This is a genomic window from Streptosporangium sp. NPDC020072 (assembly GCF_040631445.1).
Classification (GTDB): domain Bacteria; phylum Actinomycetota; class Actinomycetes; order Streptosporangiales; family Streptosporangiaceae; genus Streptosporangium.
In genome coordinates, this window is sequence record NZ_JBEYAB010000010.1 from 297,689 (window position 1) to 316,223 (window position 18,535).

At 70.6% G+C, this 18,535-nt stretch carries 13 protein-coding genes and 1 pseudogene; 11 read left to right on the plus strand and 3 right to left on the minus strand.

Annotation, left to right across the window (positions count from 1 at the left end; genetic code table 11):
• Positions 1-65 precede the first annotated feature (65 nt).
• Positions 66-407, minus strand: a complete 342-nt coding sequence (locus ABZ470_RS25445) for a cupin domain-containing protein (RefSeq protein ID WP_362914285.1) — start codon at positions 405-407, stop codon at positions 66-68.
• Positions 408-834: 427 nt separating this feature from the next.
• Here ABZ470_RS25445 and ABZ470_RS25450 point away from each other — a divergent pair, with 427 nt between their 5' ends.
• Entirely contained in the window at positions 835-1,344 is a 510-nt protein-coding gene (locus tag ABZ470_RS25450; RefSeq protein WP_352015423.1) for a DinB family protein, read from the plus strand.
• A gap of 73 nt (positions 1,345-1,417) precedes the next feature.
• Here the strand turns inward: ABZ470_RS25450 and ABZ470_RS25455 are convergent.
• Positions 1,418-1,885: pseudogene (locus ABZ470_RS25455) on the minus strand (helix-turn-helix domain-containing protein); the annotation flags it as partial.
• Positions 1,886-2,771: 886 nt separating this feature from the next.
• Here ABZ470_RS25455 and ABZ470_RS25460 point away from each other — a divergent pair.
• From ABZ470_RS25460 to soxR, 4 genes are all read left to right on the plus strand, one after another.
• Positions 2,772-3,590, plus strand: coding sequence for a helix-turn-helix transcriptional regulator (locus ABZ470_RS25460; protein ID WP_362914287.1), 819 nt, complete (start codon positions 2,772-2,774; stop codon positions 3,588-3,590).
• 536 nt (positions 3,591-4,126) lie between these two features.
• On the plus strand, positions 4,127-7,273 hold the full coding sequence (locus ABZ470_RS25465) for an ATP-dependent DNA helicase (protein ID WP_362914289.1): 3,147 nt from the start codon (positions 4,127-4,129) through the stop codon (positions 7,271-7,273).
• Positions 7,267-10,731 (plus strand): ATP-dependent DNA helicase, encoded by a 3,465-nt coding sequence (locus tag ABZ470_RS25470; RefSeq protein WP_362914291.1) that lies wholly within the window; start codon positions 7,267-7,269, stop codon positions 10,729-10,731. The genes ABZ470_RS25465 and ABZ470_RS25470 overlap by 7 nt, the downstream gene beginning before the upstream one ends.
• A 292-nt stretch (positions 10,732-11,023) precedes the next feature.
• Positions 11,024-11,473, plus strand: coding sequence for a redox-sensitive transcriptional activator SoxR (gene soxR / locus ABZ470_RS25475; protein ID WP_352016275.1), 450 nt, complete (start codon positions 11,024-11,026; stop codon positions 11,471-11,473).
• Positions 11,474-11,495: 22 nt separating this feature from the next.
• Here soxR and ABZ470_RS25480 read toward each other — a convergent pair whose 3' ends face one another.
• On the minus strand, positions 11,496-12,980 hold the full coding sequence (locus tag ABZ470_RS25480) for a PLP-dependent aminotransferase family protein (RefSeq protein ID WP_362914293.1): 1,485 nt from the start codon (positions 12,978-12,980) through the stop codon (positions 11,496-11,498).
• Between the two features lie 127 nt (positions 12,981-13,107).
• Between ABZ470_RS25480 and ABZ470_RS25485 the strand changes: the two genes are divergently transcribed.
• The 6 genes from ABZ470_RS25485 (at position 13,108) to ABZ470_RS25510 (ending at position 18,529) form a co-directional block, all read left to right on the plus strand.
• Entirely contained in the window at positions 13,108-13,710 is a 603-nt protein-coding gene (locus ABZ470_RS25485) for a DsbA family protein (protein WP_362914329.1), read from the plus strand.
• Between the two features lie 82 nt (positions 13,711-13,792).
• Positions 13,793-14,020, plus strand: a complete 228-nt coding sequence (locus ABZ470_RS25490) for a hypothetical protein (RefSeq protein ID WP_352016238.1) — start codon at positions 13,793-13,795, stop codon at positions 14,018-14,020.
• A gap of 22 nt (positions 14,021-14,042) precedes the next feature.
• Positions 14,043-14,489 carry a hypothetical protein gene (locus ABZ470_RS25495; protein ID WP_362914295.1) on the plus strand — a complete coding sequence of 149 codons (447 nt, stop codon included), beginning with the start codon at positions 14,043-14,045 and terminating at the stop codon, positions 14,487-14,489.
• A gap of 359 nt (positions 14,490-14,848) precedes the next feature.
• On the plus strand, positions 14,849-16,687 hold the full coding sequence (locus ABZ470_RS25500) for an RICIN domain-containing protein (RefSeq protein WP_352016236.1): 1,839 nt from the start codon (positions 14,849-14,851) through the stop codon (positions 16,685-16,687).
• Between the two features lie 130 nt (positions 16,688-16,817).
• On the plus strand, positions 16,818-17,732 hold the full coding sequence (locus ABZ470_RS25505) for an ATP-binding cassette domain-containing protein (protein ID WP_362914297.1): 915 nt from the start codon (positions 16,818-16,820) through the stop codon (positions 17,730-17,732).
• Positions 17,729-18,529, plus strand: coding sequence for an ABC transporter permease (locus ABZ470_RS25510; RefSeq protein ID WP_362914299.1), 801 nt, complete (start codon positions 17,729-17,731; stop codon positions 18,527-18,529). Before ABZ470_RS25505 ends, ABZ470_RS25510 begins: the two co-directional genes overlap by 4 nt.
• Positions 18,530-18,535 lie beyond the last annotated feature (6 nt).

Genomic DNA, 18,535 nt, shown 5'->3' on the forward strand with positions numbered 1-18,535 from the left:
CGGCACCCGGCCGTCGAAGCCCGCGCGCTCGCACAACCGATCGGCCACCTCGCGCGAGCCGGTCGTCAGGACTGGGGAACCGCGCGTGAGCCGTAGGCCGGGCCGAAGACGACCAGTAGGGCCAGGTCCTCGGTGACGTCGACGAAGCGGTGTTCCTCGCCCGCCGGGACGAAGATCACGGCGCCCGGGCCGACCTCCGCCTCGCCGTCCGGCGTCACGATCCTGGCCCGGCCCGAGGTCACCACGTAGATCTCGTCCTCGGTGTGCGGGCTCTGGGTGTCGACCCCGCCCGCCGGGATGCAGTACGTCCCGACGGACAGATCAGGCACCTTGAGCTGCTCGACCCAGTCGTTGGCGGCCCCACCGGCCGGCTGCGCCCACTCACCCGCACCCTTGATGATTCGCATGCCGACGACCCTACCGAGGGCCGTTCCCAGGTGAGAAAAGTGCCCAAAAGGGCTCCATCCCACGAGGCTCACGGGCGTTCTTCGGGTAGGTGCCTTGTCGTTGTAGGCGGTCACGGCTGAACGTCGTCGATCCGGCATGAGCGGTTCTTGCCGCCGGTCGCCGACCGGAAGGCGATGTCGCTGTGACCGGCGGGAGAACCCCGGATCGGGCGGCTAGTGCCGTGACCGGGAAGGTTTGCCGGGTGGGCGGGTGCAGAACGACGTGGCGCCGATCGGCCAGGGGTTGTCGTACCCCCGGTGTAGCGTCCAAGCCGGAGTCAAACCATGTTCTGCGGTTGGCGGAGGCGCGCGGATGACAAGTACGACTGGCGAGGCCGTGGGGGGCGGCGTTCCGGCTCAGCAAGATCCCGGCGCAGGGCGCCGTTCGGTGAACGCTGAACTCGACGCGCTCAAGGGCGCCCTGGACCGCCAGCGCGCGCACGTCCTCGGGATCCTTGAAGGGCTCTCGGAGGAGGATCTGCGGCGGTCGGTGTTGCCCAGCGGCTGGAGCTGCCTGGCGTTGCTGCGCCACCTCACCGTGGATGTCGAACGCTTCTGGTTCCCCGGAGTGATCGCGGGCGAGCCGGATGTGGCCGGACAGCTCGCGGCAGGCGCTGAGGCGCACTGGCACGTGCCCGAGGGGATGAGCGCCGAGGAGGTCTTCGCCGACTACCGGGCGGCCATCGCACGCGCAGACGTCGTGCTCGCCGCCGCCAACCTGGAGCAGGAGCCCGCCGTGTGGCCCGTGGACATCTGGCCGGCCTGGCGGCTGCCCGACGTACGCCGCATCCTCATCCATGTGCTCACCGAGGTCGCCTGCCACAGCGGTCACTTGGACGCGGCACGCGAACTGATCGACGGCACCACCTGGCTCGGCGGCAACCCCTACGCCGGATAGTCCTCTGACCCAGTGAGGGGCGTCGGAGTCTTCAGGCCGCGGCGGCGAGGGCGCGTCCGCCCCAGCGGATGCCCTTCCATGTCTTGGTCCGCTGGAAGGTGACGCCGCGGCGGGCGAGCAAGCACCGTAACGCCTCGCGGCCGATCCGGATGACACGGCCGTGCACTCTCCGCAGGTAGGCGACGAGTTTGCGGATGGACCAGCGGGTGAAGGGCTGGCCGAGCCTGGTCGGGCGGGTGGTGGCCGTCTGTACGACGAAGTCCTCATCGTCAGGGCTCAACAGGCGGGGACGGCCTCCCGCCCACCGAGGGTCCAAGCAGGCCAGCCCGATCTCGTTGAACCGGTGGATCACATCCCGCACCCTGTCCTCATCGGCCTGCACCAGTTTCGCGATCACCGGCACCCGATTCCCACCGGCCGACGCCAGCAGCATCATCGCGCGCCGGTAGCGCACCGAACTGGTGCTGCCGCGGCGCACGATCTGCTGCAGCTTCTGACCCTCCTGGTCGGTCAGTCTGCGTACATGGACAGGTTCTGCCACCACACCCCCAGCAGTCGGCGCGGACATCACCGTGCATCCAACCGCCCGGACGCCCACCCCGGCGAACCTTCCCGGTCAGAGCACTAGAGGCGTGTCGCGGTGCGGACGAGGTCGGCGACGGCGCGAGGGGTGCGGTGCAGCAGAACGACTCCGAGCCGCCGGTACAGGCGCGGAACACGACCGTTCACGGTTTGGACGGGCGATATGCCGGTTCGCGCAGGAGCCGGGTCCCGTGGCTGCTTCCGGATCGCGCTTGTACTGCTGCCTGAGCCGGTCCGACCAGGCCCCGCCTACGACCAGCAGTTGGCCGCAACCGCGGTCACCGAAGGCGCGACCATTCGGCCCGGGGTCGGGTTCGTCGACTTGATGAGGCTGAACATGTTCTTCCCTTCCGTTGTGAGGATCCGTTGATCGAGGGCGGGGCGCGAATGCCTCACTCTCCATTCCTGGATCGGTGACATCCGGGGCCTGAAAAGGTCGGCGTGGCCGCGCCCGCCGGGCCGCTCATGGGATGGACGGCCTCGTTCGGGACTGTGGACGCTCAGAAGACGACCAGGGCTACGTGTACCGCCATGTCGTGGCCTTCCTTCTGCTCGGGCCGCCCGGCTGGAGCCCCTGTGCCACCATCTTTTCCGCTCGAACCCGCTCGCGCTTGAACATCGGTACGCGGCTTCTCGAAGCCCGCCGGGACGGTCATCGGGTCCGAAAAGCATGGTTGATTTGCAGGGGTGAATGCCGAGAGCTTTTCTTGATATCTGCGATCGAAGGTCTTTTCGTCGTGGAGGGAATCGCCGGATGCGGAAATCGCTCCATGCATTGACTGTTTCGAATGGTATTAATTGACATGGGTGTTTACTCCTACCCGATGACGTGTAATGCTTCGGCCATGTCCAGGGACAACTTGATGCACGCGCCCGACATCGGCATCAGAATCGAGCGCGCCCGTGGCGACGGCGGTCCTCCCACGGAGTGGTCAGGGTTTTCACCCGACGAGACGGACGCAGTCGTCCTCTTCCAGGCCAGCGGCTTCGTCCGCGACGCCGAAGGCATGGCGTCCTATCTCGACCCCGTCACCGGATACGTCAATGTCGCCGGCACAGAGGAGAGGTTCGCCGAGCCCCTGGGCCGGGACTGGGTGTACACGGCGATCCTCTTCGAGCCGGGCAGCTTCGCCGATCGCTTCAGCGGCCCGTTGCGTCACGACTGGACCCTCCATGTCAGCGCGCAAGCCGATCTTCGCCATCGGAAGCTGCTAAGAGCCCTTCTGCGGGGAACCGACCGCCTCGAAGCCGAGGAACGGCTCTACCTGCTCTTCGACGCGCTGACCCCGTCCCGGCCGGCGTGGAAAGCCTCCGCCGGCACTTCGATGGCCACACGTGTGGTGCATCGTCGGCTGGCGTTGGCCGTCCAGGAAGCCCTCAACGCCGGTTATCTCACGACGAACCTCGAAGATCTCGCCCGAATGGTCGGCGCGTCCCCCAAGCACCTGAGCAAGATCTTCCATACCGTCACCGGCCGCACCATCACCGGCTACCGGAACGACCTACGCGTCCGCGCCGTCCTCAACGATCTGACCGCCGGTGGCGACTGCCTCGCGGATCTCGCCGCCCGCTACGGCTTCGCCGACCACGCTCACCTGACCCGAACCGTCCGCAAGCACCTCGGTGAAGCCCCCTCCGTCTTGCGCGAGGCGCTGAGCGGGTAGCAGCGATCGTCGAACGCATCGGGCAGGACAGGGTGAGCCGCGGCGGGTGTGGACGTCGAGACTCGTGATCCACTGGTGGCGGCCTCTTCCACACCCGGCACTTCCTGACTGTCACAACCCTGGAACCGGACGCCTGATCGATAACGCCGACCACATGTCGGCGGACCCATGCGAAGGGGCCGTACGGCGAGCCGCTCGGAGAGCGACCACCCCATGCCCTCTCGGTGGGACCGGCTCCTTCCGAGGTCGGACGCCGGCCGTCCCGGTCGGTGCCCTGTGGGAGAAGGCCGGTCACCGGCGTGAGGCCGGGATGAAGGAGCAGGACCGGGGGGCACAGGCCAGGAGGTCTGGCGTCCGCCGGGGGCGATGGCCAGGTCGAACTCCGCGTGACCCGGTCCGCTTCGGCGTCCTACAAGAGGGGCCGGAGGGGCGGAGTCGGCACGATCATCGTCCGGGATCTGGTGGAATGACGAGTTGTGAGTGGTCAGGGCTGGCGGTTGGTGCGTCGTGTGGGCGCCGGGAGGGCTGTTGCCCCCGTGCTCGACGAGCACCAGCGGGCGGCTGTCACGCATGAGAGCGGCCCGCTGCTGGTCCTGGCCGGGCCGGGGACCGGCAAGACGACCACGATCGTGGAGAGCGTCGTCGACCGGATCGAACGCAGGGGGACGGACCCGGAACGGGTGCTCGTCCTCACCTACAGCCGCAAGGCCGCCGAGGAGCTGCGCGAGCGCATCACGGCGCGCGTGCGCCGTACGACCAGGACGCCGCTGGCGCTCACCTTCCACAGTTACGCCTACGCGTTGCTGCGGCGCGAGGCCGTACTCGCCGGGAACGTCGCGCCCCGGGTGCTGACCGCGCCCGAGCAGCTGCTGGAGATCCGCCGCCTGCTCCACGGCGAGCTTGAGGACGGTGCCCCGCTGTGGCCGCAGGACATGCGGGAGGCGCTCAGGACCAGGGGGTTCGCCCAGGAACTGCGCGACTTCATGGCCCGTGCCGCCGAACGCGGCCTGGACGGTGAGGACGTGGTCGCGCTCGGCCGGGCGCACGGCCGAGCCGACTGGGTGGCCGCGGGCCGGTTCGCGGGCCGTTACCAGGCGCGGTTCGACCTCGACCTGGAGCCGGTGCTCGACTACGCCGACCTGATCCGGGCCGCGGGGGCGCTGCTGACCGACCCCGAGGTACGGCAGCGCGAACGTTCCGCCTACGACGTCGTCTTCGTCGACGAGTACCAGGACGCCGACCCCTCCCAGGAGTTCCTGCTCGGGCAGCTCGCGGGGGAAGGGCGTGACCTGGTCGTGGTGGGTGACCCCGACCAGTCGATCTACGGGTTCCGGGGCGCGGACGTGCGCGGGATCATGGAGTTCCCCGACCGCTTCAGGAGGAAGGACGGCGGGAGGGCCCCCGTCATCGCGTTGCGGGTCTGCCGCCGCAGCGGCGCCGAGCTGCTGAAGGCATCGCGGCGGGTGACGGCCCGCCTGCCGGTTCCGCCGGGCGGCGCCGGGCACCGCGACCTGAGGCCGCTGCCGGACGTGGAGCCGGGCGAGGTCCACGTCGTGGTGGCCGACGGCGAGGCGCAGGAGGCGGCGCTGGTGGCCGACACGCTGCGCAGGGCCCACCTGCTCGACGGCGTACCGTGGTCACGGATGGCGGTGCTGGTGCGTTCGGCGACCCGTCAGCTGCCGTTGCTGCGCCGGGCGCTGGTCGCGGCCGGAGTGCCGGTCGCGGTCGGCGCGGGTGAGCTGCCGCTGTTCCAGGAGCCGGGGGTGCGCCCGCTGATCAGGCTGATCCAGGTCGCGCTCGACCCGGAGATCCTCGACGAGGCGATGGCGGAGGAACTGCTGACCGGCGCGCTCGGCGGCACCGACATGATCGGGGTACGGCGGCTGCGCAGGGCCCTGCGCGTCGCCGAGCACGAGGCCGTGACCAGTCCGGAGGAGCACGACCTCGACGACCCGGCCCCTGCGGCCGAGCCCCGTTCCTCGGGCGAGCTGCTGGTGGCCGCGCTGAAGGACGAGCGGGAGCTGGTCAGGATCGAGCCGCACGTCGCGCTCCCCGCCGAACGGCTCGCCAGGCTCATCGCGGGCGCCGCGGAGGTCGTACGGCGCGGCGGCACCGCCGAGGACGTCCTGTGGGGCGTCTGGAGCGCCACCGAGCTGGCCGGACGGTGGACCGAGACAAGCCTGTCCGGCGGGTTCAGGGGCACGATGGCCGACCGTGACCTCGACGCGGTCGTGGCGCTGTTCGACTACGCGGCGGGCTTCGTGGACCGGTTGCCGCACGCCGGTGTCGAGGTGTTCGTCGAGGACCTCATCGCGCGGGAGATCCCCGGAGACTCCCTGGCCGAGCGCGCCCCCGACAGCGAGGCGGTGCGCATCATGACCGCCCACCGTTCCAAGGGCCTCGAATGGGACGTCGTGGTCGTCGCCGGGGTGCAGGAGGGGGCCTGGCCCGACCTGCGGCTGCGGGGGTCGGTGCTGGGCACCGACGAGATGGTCGCCAAGGCGGCCGGTTCCGAGCACGAGAACCCCGCGGCCGTCTCGGCGGCGCTGGCCTCGCAGATGCTGGCCGAGGAGCGGCGCCTGTTCTACGTGGCGGCCACCAGGGCGAGGAGGAAGCTGGTCGTCACGGCCGTCGGGGGGGACGACGCCGACGAGCGGCCCTCCAGGTTCCTGGCCGAGCTCGCCCCCGGCGAGACGGGGGAGACGGTCGTGGACGAGCGCTCCCGCTGGCTGAGCATGTCCGCGCTGGTCGCGGACCTGCGTTCGGCCGTCTCCGACCCGACACGGCCCGAGGCGCTGCGCCGGGCCGCCGCCGAGCACCTGGCCAGGCTCGCCGCCGCCGGGGTGCCCGGCGCGCACCCCAACGAGTGGTACGCCCTGACGGAGATCTCCGACGAGCGTCCGCTGCGCTGGCCGGACGACATCGTGCGCGTCTCGCCGTCCGCGGTGGAGAACTTCACCAAGTGCGGGCTGCGCTGGCTGCTGGAGACCTCGGTCGGCGCGGGCGGCACCGACGTCGCCAGGGGCCTCGGCACGGTCATCCACGCCCTGGCGGTGCTCGCGGCGACCGGCGAGGGGACCGAGGAGACGCTCGGCAAACGGCTCGACGACGTCTGGCACGAGCTGGACTTCGGCGGCGCCTGGTACAACCGCAAGCAGCGCGGCGTCGCCGAGGAGATGGTCTCCCGGTTCCTGCGCTGGCAGCGGGACAACCCCCGGGAGCTGGTCGCCCTTGAGGAGTCGTTCGTCGCGACGGTCTCCGAGGGCGTGCAGATCAAGGGGCGGGTCGACCGGGTCGAGCGGGACGGCGAGGGCAGGGCCGTGATCATCGACATCAAGACCGGCAAGCACGGCCCCAAGGAGGCCGACCTCGAACGCCACCCCCAGCTCGGGGTCTACCAGCTCGCCACGCTGCTCGGCGCGTTCGAACGGCACGGGATGACCGAGCCCGGCGGCGCTGCCCTGGTGCAGGTCGGAGACGCGGCGACGAGGAACGCCGCCAAGGAGCAGGCCCAGATCCCGCTGGCCGACGACACCGACCCGGGCTGGGCACGTGACATGGTGGACACCGTGGCGGCCGGGATGTCCGGCCCGGTCTTCCAGGCGAAGGTCAACGACGGCTGCCGCACTTGTGTCGTGCGGGCGAGCTGCCCGGTCAGCAAGAACGGAGACCAGGTGTGCTGAGCCCGGTTCAGCTCGCGGCCAAGCTGGGCATCCTCCCGCCGACGCCGGAGCAGGCCGAGGTCATCGAGGCAGGTCTCGAACCGATGGTCGTGGTCGCCGGGGCGGGTTCCGGCAAGAGCGAGACCATGGCGGGACGGGTCGTGTGGCTGGTCGCCAACGGCCTGGTCCGCCCCGAGCAGGTGCTCGGCCTGACCTTCACCAGGAAGGCCGCCGGGGAGCTGGCCGTACGGGTGCGTGAGCGGCTCAACGGGCTGGTCGCGGCCGAGCAGGTGCCCGCCGAGCTGTTGCAGGGCGAGCCGACGATCTCCACCTACCACGCCTACGCGGCCAGGCTGGTCACCGAGCACGCCCTGCGGGAGGCGCTCGAACCCACCATGCGCCTGATCAGCCCGGCCGTCGCGTGGCAGCTCGCCGGACGGGTGGTCAGCGGCTACGACGGCCCGATGGAGCAGATCGAGTGGGGTCCGGCGACCGTCACGCGGGCGGTGCTCGACCTCGCCGGGGAGATGGCCGAGCACCTGCGCACCCCGCAGGAGGTGCGGGAGATCGGCGCCTGGCTGGCCGAGCGGTACGGCAGACTGCCCGGCACGCCCACCCAGCTCCAGCGCAGGCCACTGGCCACGCAGCGGGCCAGGGAGCAGCTGCTTCCGCTGGTCGAGGCCTACGAACGGCTCAAGCGCCGCCGCGAGGTCGTCGACCACGGCGACCAGATGGCGCTCGCGGCCAGGATCGCCGAACGGCACCCCGAGGTCGGGGAGGCCGAGCGGGGCAGGTTCGCCGTCGTCCTGCTCGACGAGTACCAGGACACCAGCCACGCCCAGCTGGTCCTGCTGCGCTCGCTGTTCGGGAACGGGCACCCGGTGACGGCGGTCGGCGACCCCTGCCAGTCGATCTACGGCTGGCGCGGGGCCTCCTCGGGCAACCTCACCCGCTTCCCCCGCGACTTCAGGACGGCCTCGGGGGAGCCCGCCCCGGTCCGCCGCCTTTCGGTCAGCTTCCGCAACGGCGACGCCGTACTCGACGTGGCGGCCAGGGTGCAGATCCCGCTGCGGCTCGAAGCCCGTGAGGTGCCGGTGCTGGTGCCCGGCGGCAACCGGATCGAGCGGGGCCGGGTCGTGACCGCCTTCCACGGGACCGCTGAGGACGAGGCGGAGTGGATCGCGGCGAAGATCTCCGGTCTGCTGGGCGGCGAGAGCGCCCCCGACGGGCTGCCCTGGGGCGACGGCGAACGCAAACGGGCCAAGCAGAGCGCCTGGGGCGGGCCGCAGTGCCTGCAACCCCACGACGTGGCGATCCTGGCCCGCAAACGGTCGCAGTTTCCCACGCTGCGCAGGGCCCTTGAGGCGCGGGGCATCCCGGTCGAGGTGGTCGGTCTCGGCGGGCTGCTGACCGTGCCCGAGGTGGCGGACATCGTGGCGACGCTGCGGGTGATCTACGACCCGACGGCCGGGGACGCCCTGGTCAGGCTGCTGTCCGGACCACGCTGGCGGATCGGTCCCGCCGACCTGAAGGAACTGGGCGACCGGGCGCGTGAGCTGAGCCGGGAGACCCGTGAGGACGGGCCCGGCGGCGTCGCCGACCCCCTCGACCAGGTCGTCGCGGACATGGCCGAGGAGCGGGGCAGTCTGGTCGACGCCCTCGACGAGCTGCCGGAACGCCCCGAGTGGCAGGAGGCGTTCTCCCCGCTCGCCCGGGTCCGCCTGGTGGCCATGGCCCAGGAGCTGCGGGTCCTGCGCGCCCACACCGGGCAGCCGCTGCCCGACCTGGTCGCCGAGATCGAACGCAGGCTCGGCCTGGACATCGAGGTCGCGGCCAGGGGCTCCGCCGGTGTCTTCGCGGCCCGCGCCGACCTGGACGCCTTCCTCGACGCCGCCTCCCGCTTCGCCGGAGACTCCGAGGACCCGACGCTGGGGGCGTTCCTGGCGTTCCTGAAGGCCGCGGACGAGGAGGAGAACGGCCTCGACGCGGGCCGGGTCGGAGAGAGCAACAGCGTCAAGCTGATGACGGTCCACGCCTCGAAGGGCCTCGAATGGCCGGTCGTGATCGTGCCGGGGATGTCCCAGGCGTTGTCGAAGGGCGGGACGCTCACCGTCGGCACGGTCTTCCCGGCCAGGCCGACCGTCAGCCCCAGGTGGACGGAGAACGCGCGCAAACTGCCGTACCCGCTGCGGGGCGACGCCTCCGACCTGCCCAGACTCGGCGGCCTGTCCAAGGAGGAGATCGGCGACTTCGACGAGCGCTGCCGGGAGCGGGAGCTCCTTGAGGAACGCCGTCTGGCCTACGTCGCCGTCACCCGTGCCCACTACCTGCTGATCGCCTCCGGCTACCGTTGGGGCGGCGGGTCGAAGCCCCTCGACCCGTCCGACTTCCTGGTCGAGGTCCGCGACACGTGCGGGCGGGCCGAGGTCTGGGCACCGCCCCTTGAGGAGGGGGAGACCAACCCGCTGCTGGCCGAGCCCGCCGAGTCCAGGTGGCCCGTCACCCCGGCCGGGGCACGGTACGAGGCCGTACGGGACGGCGCGGACATGGTCAGTGCGGCGCTGGCGGCGCTGTCGGAGGAATCCGAGGAGCCGGAGGTCGTCCCGGTAGAGGAGGTGTTCGTCGTCGAGGACGACGAGGTGCCCTTCCCCGACGACCCCTACGACGATCCCTACGAGGATCTCAACGGGGACCTCGGCCCGGCGGGCCGGCCTCTCCCCGAACCCTGTGACGACGTCCCCGACCGGGTCTCCCCGGCGTTGCGCGGGTGGGACAGGGAGCGGGCCAGGGCCTGGGAACGCGACATCGAGCTGTTGCTCAGGGAACGTGAGCTGAACCGGCGGCGCGGTCCCGGCCGGGTCGAGCTGCCCACCCACCTGACCGTGTCCTCGCTGGTCACGCTCGCCTCCGACCCCAAGGCCCTGGCCCGGCAGATCCGCCGTCCCGTGCCGAGGAAGCCCGCCCCGCTGGCCCGCAGGGGCACCTCCTTCCACAGCTGGCTCGAATCCCGCTGGGGCCAGCAGCGGCTGATCGACGAGCTCGACCTGCCCGGTTCGGCCGACGAGACGGGCGAGGCCGACGAGGCCGCAGACATCCAGCTGGCCGAGCTGCGCGAGCGGTTCGAGGAGAGCGAGTGGGCGGACAGGGAGCCGCTTGACGTCGAGGTCCCGTTCGAGACCATGATCGCCGACCGGCTGGTCAGGGGCCGGATGGACGCGGTCTTCGAGACACCGGACGGCGGTTACGAGGTCGTCGACTGGAAGACCGGCAGACGACCGAAGGGGAAGAAGGCCGAGGTCGCGGCGGCCGTACAGCTGGCGGCCTATCGGCTGGCCTGGGCGCACCTGGCGGAGGTCCCGCTCGGCCGGGTGAGCGCGGCCTTCCACTACGTGCGGCTCAACGAGACCGTACGGCCCGCCGACCTCCTCGACGAACGCGGCCTGGTCGCCCTCATCGAGTCGGTCCCCGCGATCGGTTGAACAGCTGACGTGTCAGGTCACGCCAACGCCTCGACCTCCGTGCCGGAGATCGTGTTCTCCCAGCTGTCCGGGCGGGAGGGGCATGACCACGGTGGGCAGGTCCAAAAACGAGGCGTCGCCTGCGTCCTCCCCGGGAGGGCAAGTCCGGGTGTCGTTCTGGTCAGCGGGGATTCCTGGAGATCTCACCGCGTCCGGTGGTGACCCACTCCGTCGCCAGGACTCTTACGGAGTCGGGTGGAGGAACGTAAGAGCCGCTCACGCAATGAACGGAATAATGGTTGTCCCCATTTATATGGGATATCGTCGAGCCGTGGAGCTGACGGTCGGGGAATTGTCCAGGCGTAGTGGTGTGGCCACCTCGACCTTGCGCTTCTACGAACGCAAGCAGCTCATAGTCAGTCGCCGTACGGCGGGCAATCAGCGACGTTACTCACGTGACACCCTTCGCAGGGTGGCCTTTATCCGTGCGTCCCAGCAGCTGGGGACCTCTCTTGCGGAGATCGGCTTCTACCTGTCCCTCCTTCCCGAGGGGCGTACGCCGACACGGGAAGACTGGGCCAAGCTTTCGGAATGCTACCAAAAAGACCTGAACGGCCGAATCCAGCGTCTTGAGTGGCTCCGCGACCGGCTCGCCGGATGTATCGGATGCGGTTGCCTGTCCCTGGGGCTGTGCAAGCTGGTCAATCCGGATGACTGTCTCGGGGAAAACGCCTCGGGGGCGCGCAAACTCTATGAGCCGTGATCGAGGATCACATGCCGAGGGGCTACGCCGGAAAATCGTAATTTAGAACCCTGTCAAGCTCACGGTGCGTTTTTCGGACTTGCGTGGCCAGGTGGTGGGTGAGGAACCGCAGCCCCTCGGTGACGCGCTCGGCGCGGATGGAGCCGTAGCCGAGCACCAGCCCGGAGCGTGACCGGTCCTCGGCGCAGTACGCCTCCAGACTTTCGACGGCGACGCCCGACGCGCGCGCCTCCGCCGACATCCGGCCGAGATCGACGGGCACATCGGGCCTGAGCCTGGCGCACAGGTGCAGACCCGCGGCCGACGGCACAGGCTCGAACCAGTCGCTGAGGTCCCCGCGCAGCGCCGTGAGGACGCGTTCGCGGCGGTCCGCGTAGACGCGGGTCGCCTTGCGGACGTGCCGGGACAGTTCGCCCGAGTCGATGAACCGGGCGAGCGCGGCCTGCGCGGCGTGGTCGCCCTGCCAGTCGGTCAGCCGCCTGGCCGCGCGCAGCGCCGGGCGCAACGAGGCCGGGGCGACCAGGAAGCCGAGCCGCAGCATCGGCAGCAGCGTCTTGGAGAACGTGCCCACGTAGACGACCCGGCCGTCCCGGTCGAGGCTCTGCAGCGGGTCGAGAGGACGCTGACCGAAGCGGAACTCGCTGTCGTAGTCGTCCTCGACGATCACGGCGTCGTGGCGCGCGGCCCAGCCGAGCAGCGCGGCCCTCCGCGCCGGGGACATCGGCGTGCCCAGCGGGAACTGGTGCGACGGGGTGACGTAGACCAGCCGGGTGCCGGACGGGAGCGCGTCCACGTCGAGTCCTTCGTCGTCCACGGGCACCCCGCTGACCCGGGCGCCGAGGGAGGCGAACAGCAGCCGTGCCGGGGGATAGCCCGGCTCCTCAACGGCCACCCGGTCACCCGGCTCGATGAGGATTCGGCCGACGAGGTCGAGGGCCTGCTGCGCGCCCTGGGTGACGACGACGTCCCCGGCGTCGGCGCGCACCGAACGGGACAGGCCGACGTGGCGGGCCACGGCCTCCCGGAGGGCGGGGTGGCCCGCTGGCTCGCCGTACCCGGAGGTTCTGACCGTCGAGGCGCGTAGTTCGGCGGCGAGAAGGCGGCGCCAGGTGGCGAGGGGGAAGAGGTCACCGTCGGGTCTGCCGACCCGGAAGTCGTAGCGAGGGGGTTCGGGGCTTTCCGCGGTGTCGGGGAGATCGTCCCAGAAGGGGCGGGGACGCACCCCACGGCCCTGCGGGGCGCCACGCCGTACGGCTCCGGCGGGTGTGGTGGGTTCGGCGACGAAGGTGCCCGCGCCGACGCGGGGGAGGAGGAAGCCCTCGGCCGTCAGCCGTTCGTAGGCCGTGCAGGCCGTGTTGCGCGAGACGCCGAGGCGGCGGGCCAGCTCCCGCGAGGGCGGCAGCCGCTCCCCGGGACGGAGCCTGCCGTCCAGGATCGCCTCGCGGAGCTGCCGGTAGATGCGGGAGGCCAGGTCGCCGGGGCCGTCCAGGCTGACGTGCGGGTCCACGCGGAGACCCTACATTGGCTCTTTCAGTTTCCGGGGAATTGGCCCTTCTGGGGAGCCAATCGAGGCCGTTGGATGGACTCGACCAACGGGGAAACAGCCGAGGAGTTATGTCTTGACCGTCGCCGACATGTGGTTCGACCCGAAGTGCCCCTGGGCGTGGAACACCTCACGCTGGCTGCTGGAGGTCGAACGCGTCCGTGACGTGGAGGTCCGCTTCCACGTGATGAGCCTGTGGCTGCTCAACGAGGGCAGGCAGGGCCTGGAGGAGTGGTACCGGCACTGGCTCACCGACACGCTCGGCCCGGTCCGGGTGCTCGTCGCCGCCGAGCAGAAGTACGGCACGCCCGTCCTGCGTGACCTCTACACCGCCTTCGGCGACCGGATCCACCATGGGAAGGTCCCGATCGGTCCCGGCCTGTACGGCGACGCGCTGGCCGAACTCGGCCTCGACCCGGGACTCGCCGAGGCGGCGGAGAGCACCGACCACGACGAGGCCCTCCTGCTGAGCCACCGGGCCGGTCTCGACCCGATCGGTGAGGACCTGGGCACCCCGGCCATCCACGTCCCCGGCCCCGACGGGCGGGTCAACGCCTTCTTCGGGCCGGTGGTCAGCCCGGTGCCGCGTGGTGAGGCGGCGGGCGGGCTCTGGGACGGTGTGCTGCTGGTCTCGGCGACCCCGGGCTTCTTCGAGCTCAAGCGGAGCCGTACGGAATCTCCCCGGGTCGACTGACCCGTTGCCTCCGCGTGACCGGCCACGCGGATGATCGCCCTTTCGTGGACGGGGGGAGTATGACGCGATTACCCTCCTCGGTATGACCAAGCGGATCACGATCTCCCTGCCCGACGACCTCGCCGACGAGGCGCAGCGCTCGGGCAACGCCTCCGGCTACATCGCCGAGGCACTGCGGGAGCAGCGTCGCATCAGGGAGGGCATGGCGGCCCTGGAACGGCTGTGGGGTCCCGGCTGGCAGGACGACATCACCGACGCCGACCGGGAGCGCGCCAACCGCCTGTTCGGCTCCGCACGGGAGGTCGCGTGACCCCGGACGTGCGGGAGGCCGGGTGACCCCGGAGGACGACGGTCTGACCGGCCACGTCCTCGATCTCGACGCGGTCTGCCATCTGCTCGACGTCAGGAGCAACTACGGGCGTGAGATCGTCCGTCAGTCCGTGCTGCGCAACACCACACTCCTGCTGCCCGCGGCCGCCGCGCAGTGTGTGACGGCCCTGCGGCCCGAGCAGGCCGAGGCCCTGCTCGGGGTGCCGGTGGTGACGGTGGGGAGCCTGACGGCCGCCGACGTCGCGCACGCCGCGGGGCTCGGCCCGAGGATCGCGGCCAACCTGGAACGGCACACCCCGGGCCCCGTCACGGGAACCGACCTCGTGGCCGTTCTCGCCGCGGCCCATGCCGTACTGCTGGCCGAGTCCAGAGGCGGCTGGCGCGTCATAACCCCGGCCCCTCACCTCTACGACGACATTCCCGGCGTCCGGCTGGAAATCCTCCCCTGATTCTCCCGGCCGATTCCCCGGGTTTCCCTCCAGGGAGGGAAATGTTCGGCTTTCCTGTCCTTGGGTCTTTCCCGATGAGAAGGGTGTGGGGTGCCGGTCGAAGCCCGACGTCACGTGGGGCGGAGGGGTGCGCACGCTCCGTCGCGGCGCATTCCCTGAATGTACGGGGACGTAATGGGGTTGTGGTGTTCACCGGTATTACCGCACGTGTTCACCTTGAATGTGAGAACACCTGGAAGGCCTCGCGTCAATATGGTGTGATAAATCTTACAAGGGGGTCGCTTTTAATATTTGAAATGTGATCATTGCCGATGAATCGCCCTGTGCGGGTGTATCCGTACCGATCGGAGTTCATCGGAATGCAGCTCAGGCGAAACCTCTCCTTGGCCGCCGCGTCGATACTCGCCGTGGTCGGCCTGGTCGCCTCACCCCCCGCGGCGTCGGCCGCCCCGCCGGACGGCGGCCAGTCCAGTGTCACCTCCGACGTCTTCCCCGGCGCCAGGCTCGGTGAGCGCGTCGGCCCCAAGGCCGTCAAGGACACCGGGAAGAACGCCGAGAAGCAGGAGGAGACCGCACGGGTCAGCCCCCAGCTGGTCGCCTGCGACGGTGACGGCACCAGCGGCAAGCGCGTCGAGACCCTGTACGTGCGCGAGGCGACGATGCCGGACCGCTACGCGCAGCTCCTGCCCATGTTCCGGGCCTGGCTGGCCAACGCCGACGACCAGTTCAACGACGCCGCCGCGACCTCCAACCGCAGCAGGCACATCCGGTACGTCACCACGGCGGTCAGCGGCGGCTGCGTCCCCGTCGTGCGCAACGTGGTGGTGCCCGCCGGTTCGCTGGCCACCTTCGACGCCGGAAAGACCGCCCTGCAGGCCCTCGGCTACAACAGCAACGACCGGCACTACCTCATGCTCACCGAGGCCACGGTGATCTGCGGTGTCTCCGACATCAAGAACGACGACCTGACCACCGGGTCGACCAACCTCAACAACGGCCTCGCCTTCTCCCGGGTCGACGCCAGCCCCAACTGCTTCGGGGCGAACGCCATCGCCCACGAACTGGGGCACAGCTTCGGCGCCGTGCAGCTCAGCGCGGCCCACTCGGACGGCTCCTGGCACTGCCTCGACCAGTGGGACATCATGTGCTACGGCGGCACGCCCACCTGGAGCTGCCTGCAGTGGAACGACTACCGGCTGCCCGACTGCAACCGGGACGACTACTACAACGCGGTCCCGACCGCCGGGAGCTACCTGGCCACGCACTGGAACGTGGCCGACAGCGCCTACCTCATCGCGGGTTCGACGGCCGACAGCGACCCCCATCCCAAGGTGGGCAACACCTACGTCATAACGAACGCCTCGACAGGGGGCGCGCTCGAACCCATCGGCGGCGCGACCACGGCGCTGACCGAGCTGAGCCAGCGCACCCGGGTGGACACCCCCAGCCAGAAGTGGCTGATGAGCTACAACACCGGACTGCAGTTCATCAACGTCGGCAGTCGCCTGTGCGCCGACAGCGCCTACAGCGGCACCACGCCCGGCACGACGCTGCTGCAGTACTACTGCAACGGCCAGGACGGCATGCGCTTCGCCTACCTGCAGACCGGCACGAACACCTACGCGATCTTCGACTGGCTCTCCGGGCTGGCGCTGACCGCGGGCGGCGCCTACCCGGCGGCCGTCACGCAGCAGACCTACACCGGCGCGGCCAACCAGCAGTGGGTGTTCAACCAGGTCACCGACGCCTCCCCGGTCAACGGCACCTCCTACTACCTGAACGGGTTCGCCAGCCACGACAACGTCGAGCCCGCCGGCGGTTCGACCGCCTCCGGCGCGCTGGTCACGCACAACGCGCCCTCCGGGGCGACCAGCCAGCGCTGGACCCTCCAGGCCAGCGGCTCCTACTGGAAGCTGGTGAACGTCAACAGCGCCAAGTGCCTCGACCTCGTCACGGCGAGCACGACCAACGGCACCCAGATCAGGCAGGCGACCTGCGGCAGCGGGACCAGCCAGCAGTGGACCCTGCAGAGGGTCGCCGACGGCACGTTCTACCTGGTCAACCGCTACAGCGCCAAGGTGCTCGACGCGCCGTCCGGCAGCGGGACGACCCTCGACCAGCAGACGATCACCGGTAACAACGACTCCGGCGCCGGAGTCATCGCGGGCAACGAGATCTGGTACCTCAACCAGGTCTGACCGGGATCCGTGCGGGCCGTCCGCCCCTCCCCGGACGGCCCGCACGGTCACGCGGTTACGGGTTTCCGCCATCGAGGTCGGAGGATCGCCTCCATGGTCACCACCCCGGGGCCCGCCTAGCGTTGCGGGCATGATCAGACTCAACGGCCTGCGCAAACGGTACGGCGATCGGACGGTGATCGACGACCTGTCCCTTGAGGTCAGGCAGGGCGCGGTCACCGGGTTCCTCGGCCCGAACGGGGCGGGGAAATCCACGACAATGCGCCTGATCCTCGGACTCGACCACCCGACCTCGGGCACGGCGCTCATCGGCGGCCTGCCGTACCACCGGATCAGGAACCCGCTGCGGACGGTCGGCGCGCTGCTGGACGCGCGCGCCCTGCACCCCGGGCGCAGCGGCCGGGCGCACCTGACGGCACTGGCCCGCAGCAACGGCATCCCGCGCCGCCGGGTCACGGAGGTCCTGGAGACGGTCGGGCTCGGGCAGGCGGCGCGCAGGCGGGCGGGCGCGCTCTCGCTGGGCATGAGCCAGCGGCTCGGCATCGCGGGCGCCCTGCTCGGCGACCCCGAGGTGCTCATGTTCGACGAACCCGTCAACGGCCTCGACCCCGACGGTGTGCGCTGGGTGCGCGACCTGATGCGCTCCCTGGCCGACGAGGGCAGGACGGTCTTCGTCTCCAGTCACCTGATGAGCGAGATGCAGCTCACCGCCGACCACCTCGTGGTGATCGGCAGGGGACGGCTGATCGCGGACGCGCCGCTGGCCGAGATCATCGCGCGCGGCTCGCTGGGCGCGGTGGTCGTCCGCACCCCGCACACGGACGACCTGGCCGTACGGCTCGGCGCCGCGGGCCTGCACTGGGAACGGCCGGGGGAGAACGAGCTGGTCGTCACCGGAGCCACGGCGGAGCGCGTCGGCGACCTGGCGCACGAGGCGGGCATCAGGCTGCACGAACTACGCCACCGCGAGGCCTCCCTGGAACAGGCCTACCAGGAACTGACGGCCGACAGCGTCGAGTACGGCGCACGGAAGGGGCGGGCGTGAACACGTCGGTGAGAGAGCTGTTTCAGGCGATCGGCGGCGAGTGGGTGAAGCTGCGCTCGGTCCGCTCGACCTGGTGGTGCCTGGCCTGCACCACGGCGCTCATGGTGCTCGGCTCGCTGGCGATCGGCGGCGGGACGGCGACGGAGATGGTGCGCCGGGACCTGGCCGGCACTCTGTCCGCCAGCGATCCGGTGACCTCGGCGACGGCGTTCGCCCAGTTCGGCCTGGTCGCGCTGGCGATGCTGACGATCACCCCCGAGTACGCCTCGGGAGGCATCAGGACCACGTTGCAGGCGACGCCGATCCGGGGCCGGGTGCTCGCCGCCAAGGCGCTGGTACTGGCGCCGGTGACGTTCGTCGCCGGGGTGGTCGCCGCAGGTGTGGCGACGGCGGTGGTCCACCTGGTGTTGTCCGCGGAGGTGTTCGGCGGCCGGGTGACGGCGCCGCCCGCCGAGGTCGTCCCCGACCTGCTGGGCGTGGGCGTCTTCCTCGCCCTGGTCTCGGTGACGACGCTGGGCGTGGGAGTCGCGACGCGCAGCGCGGCGGGCACCCTGACCACGGCGTTCATGCTGCTGATGGGCGCACCGCTGCTGCTGGTGATGACGGGCACCTCGATCGGCTTCGAAGCCTCGCTGCGCATGCCGCTGTTCGCTGGCCTGGCCTTCATGGGCAGCTCGGACACCCCGATGGGCGGCCCGGTGCCCTACCCGGCCACGCAGGGGCTGGTGTGGCTGCTGGTCTGGACGGCGGCCGCCACGGTCGCCGGCTATGCCGTACTGCGCCGCAGGGACGCATAGACTGCG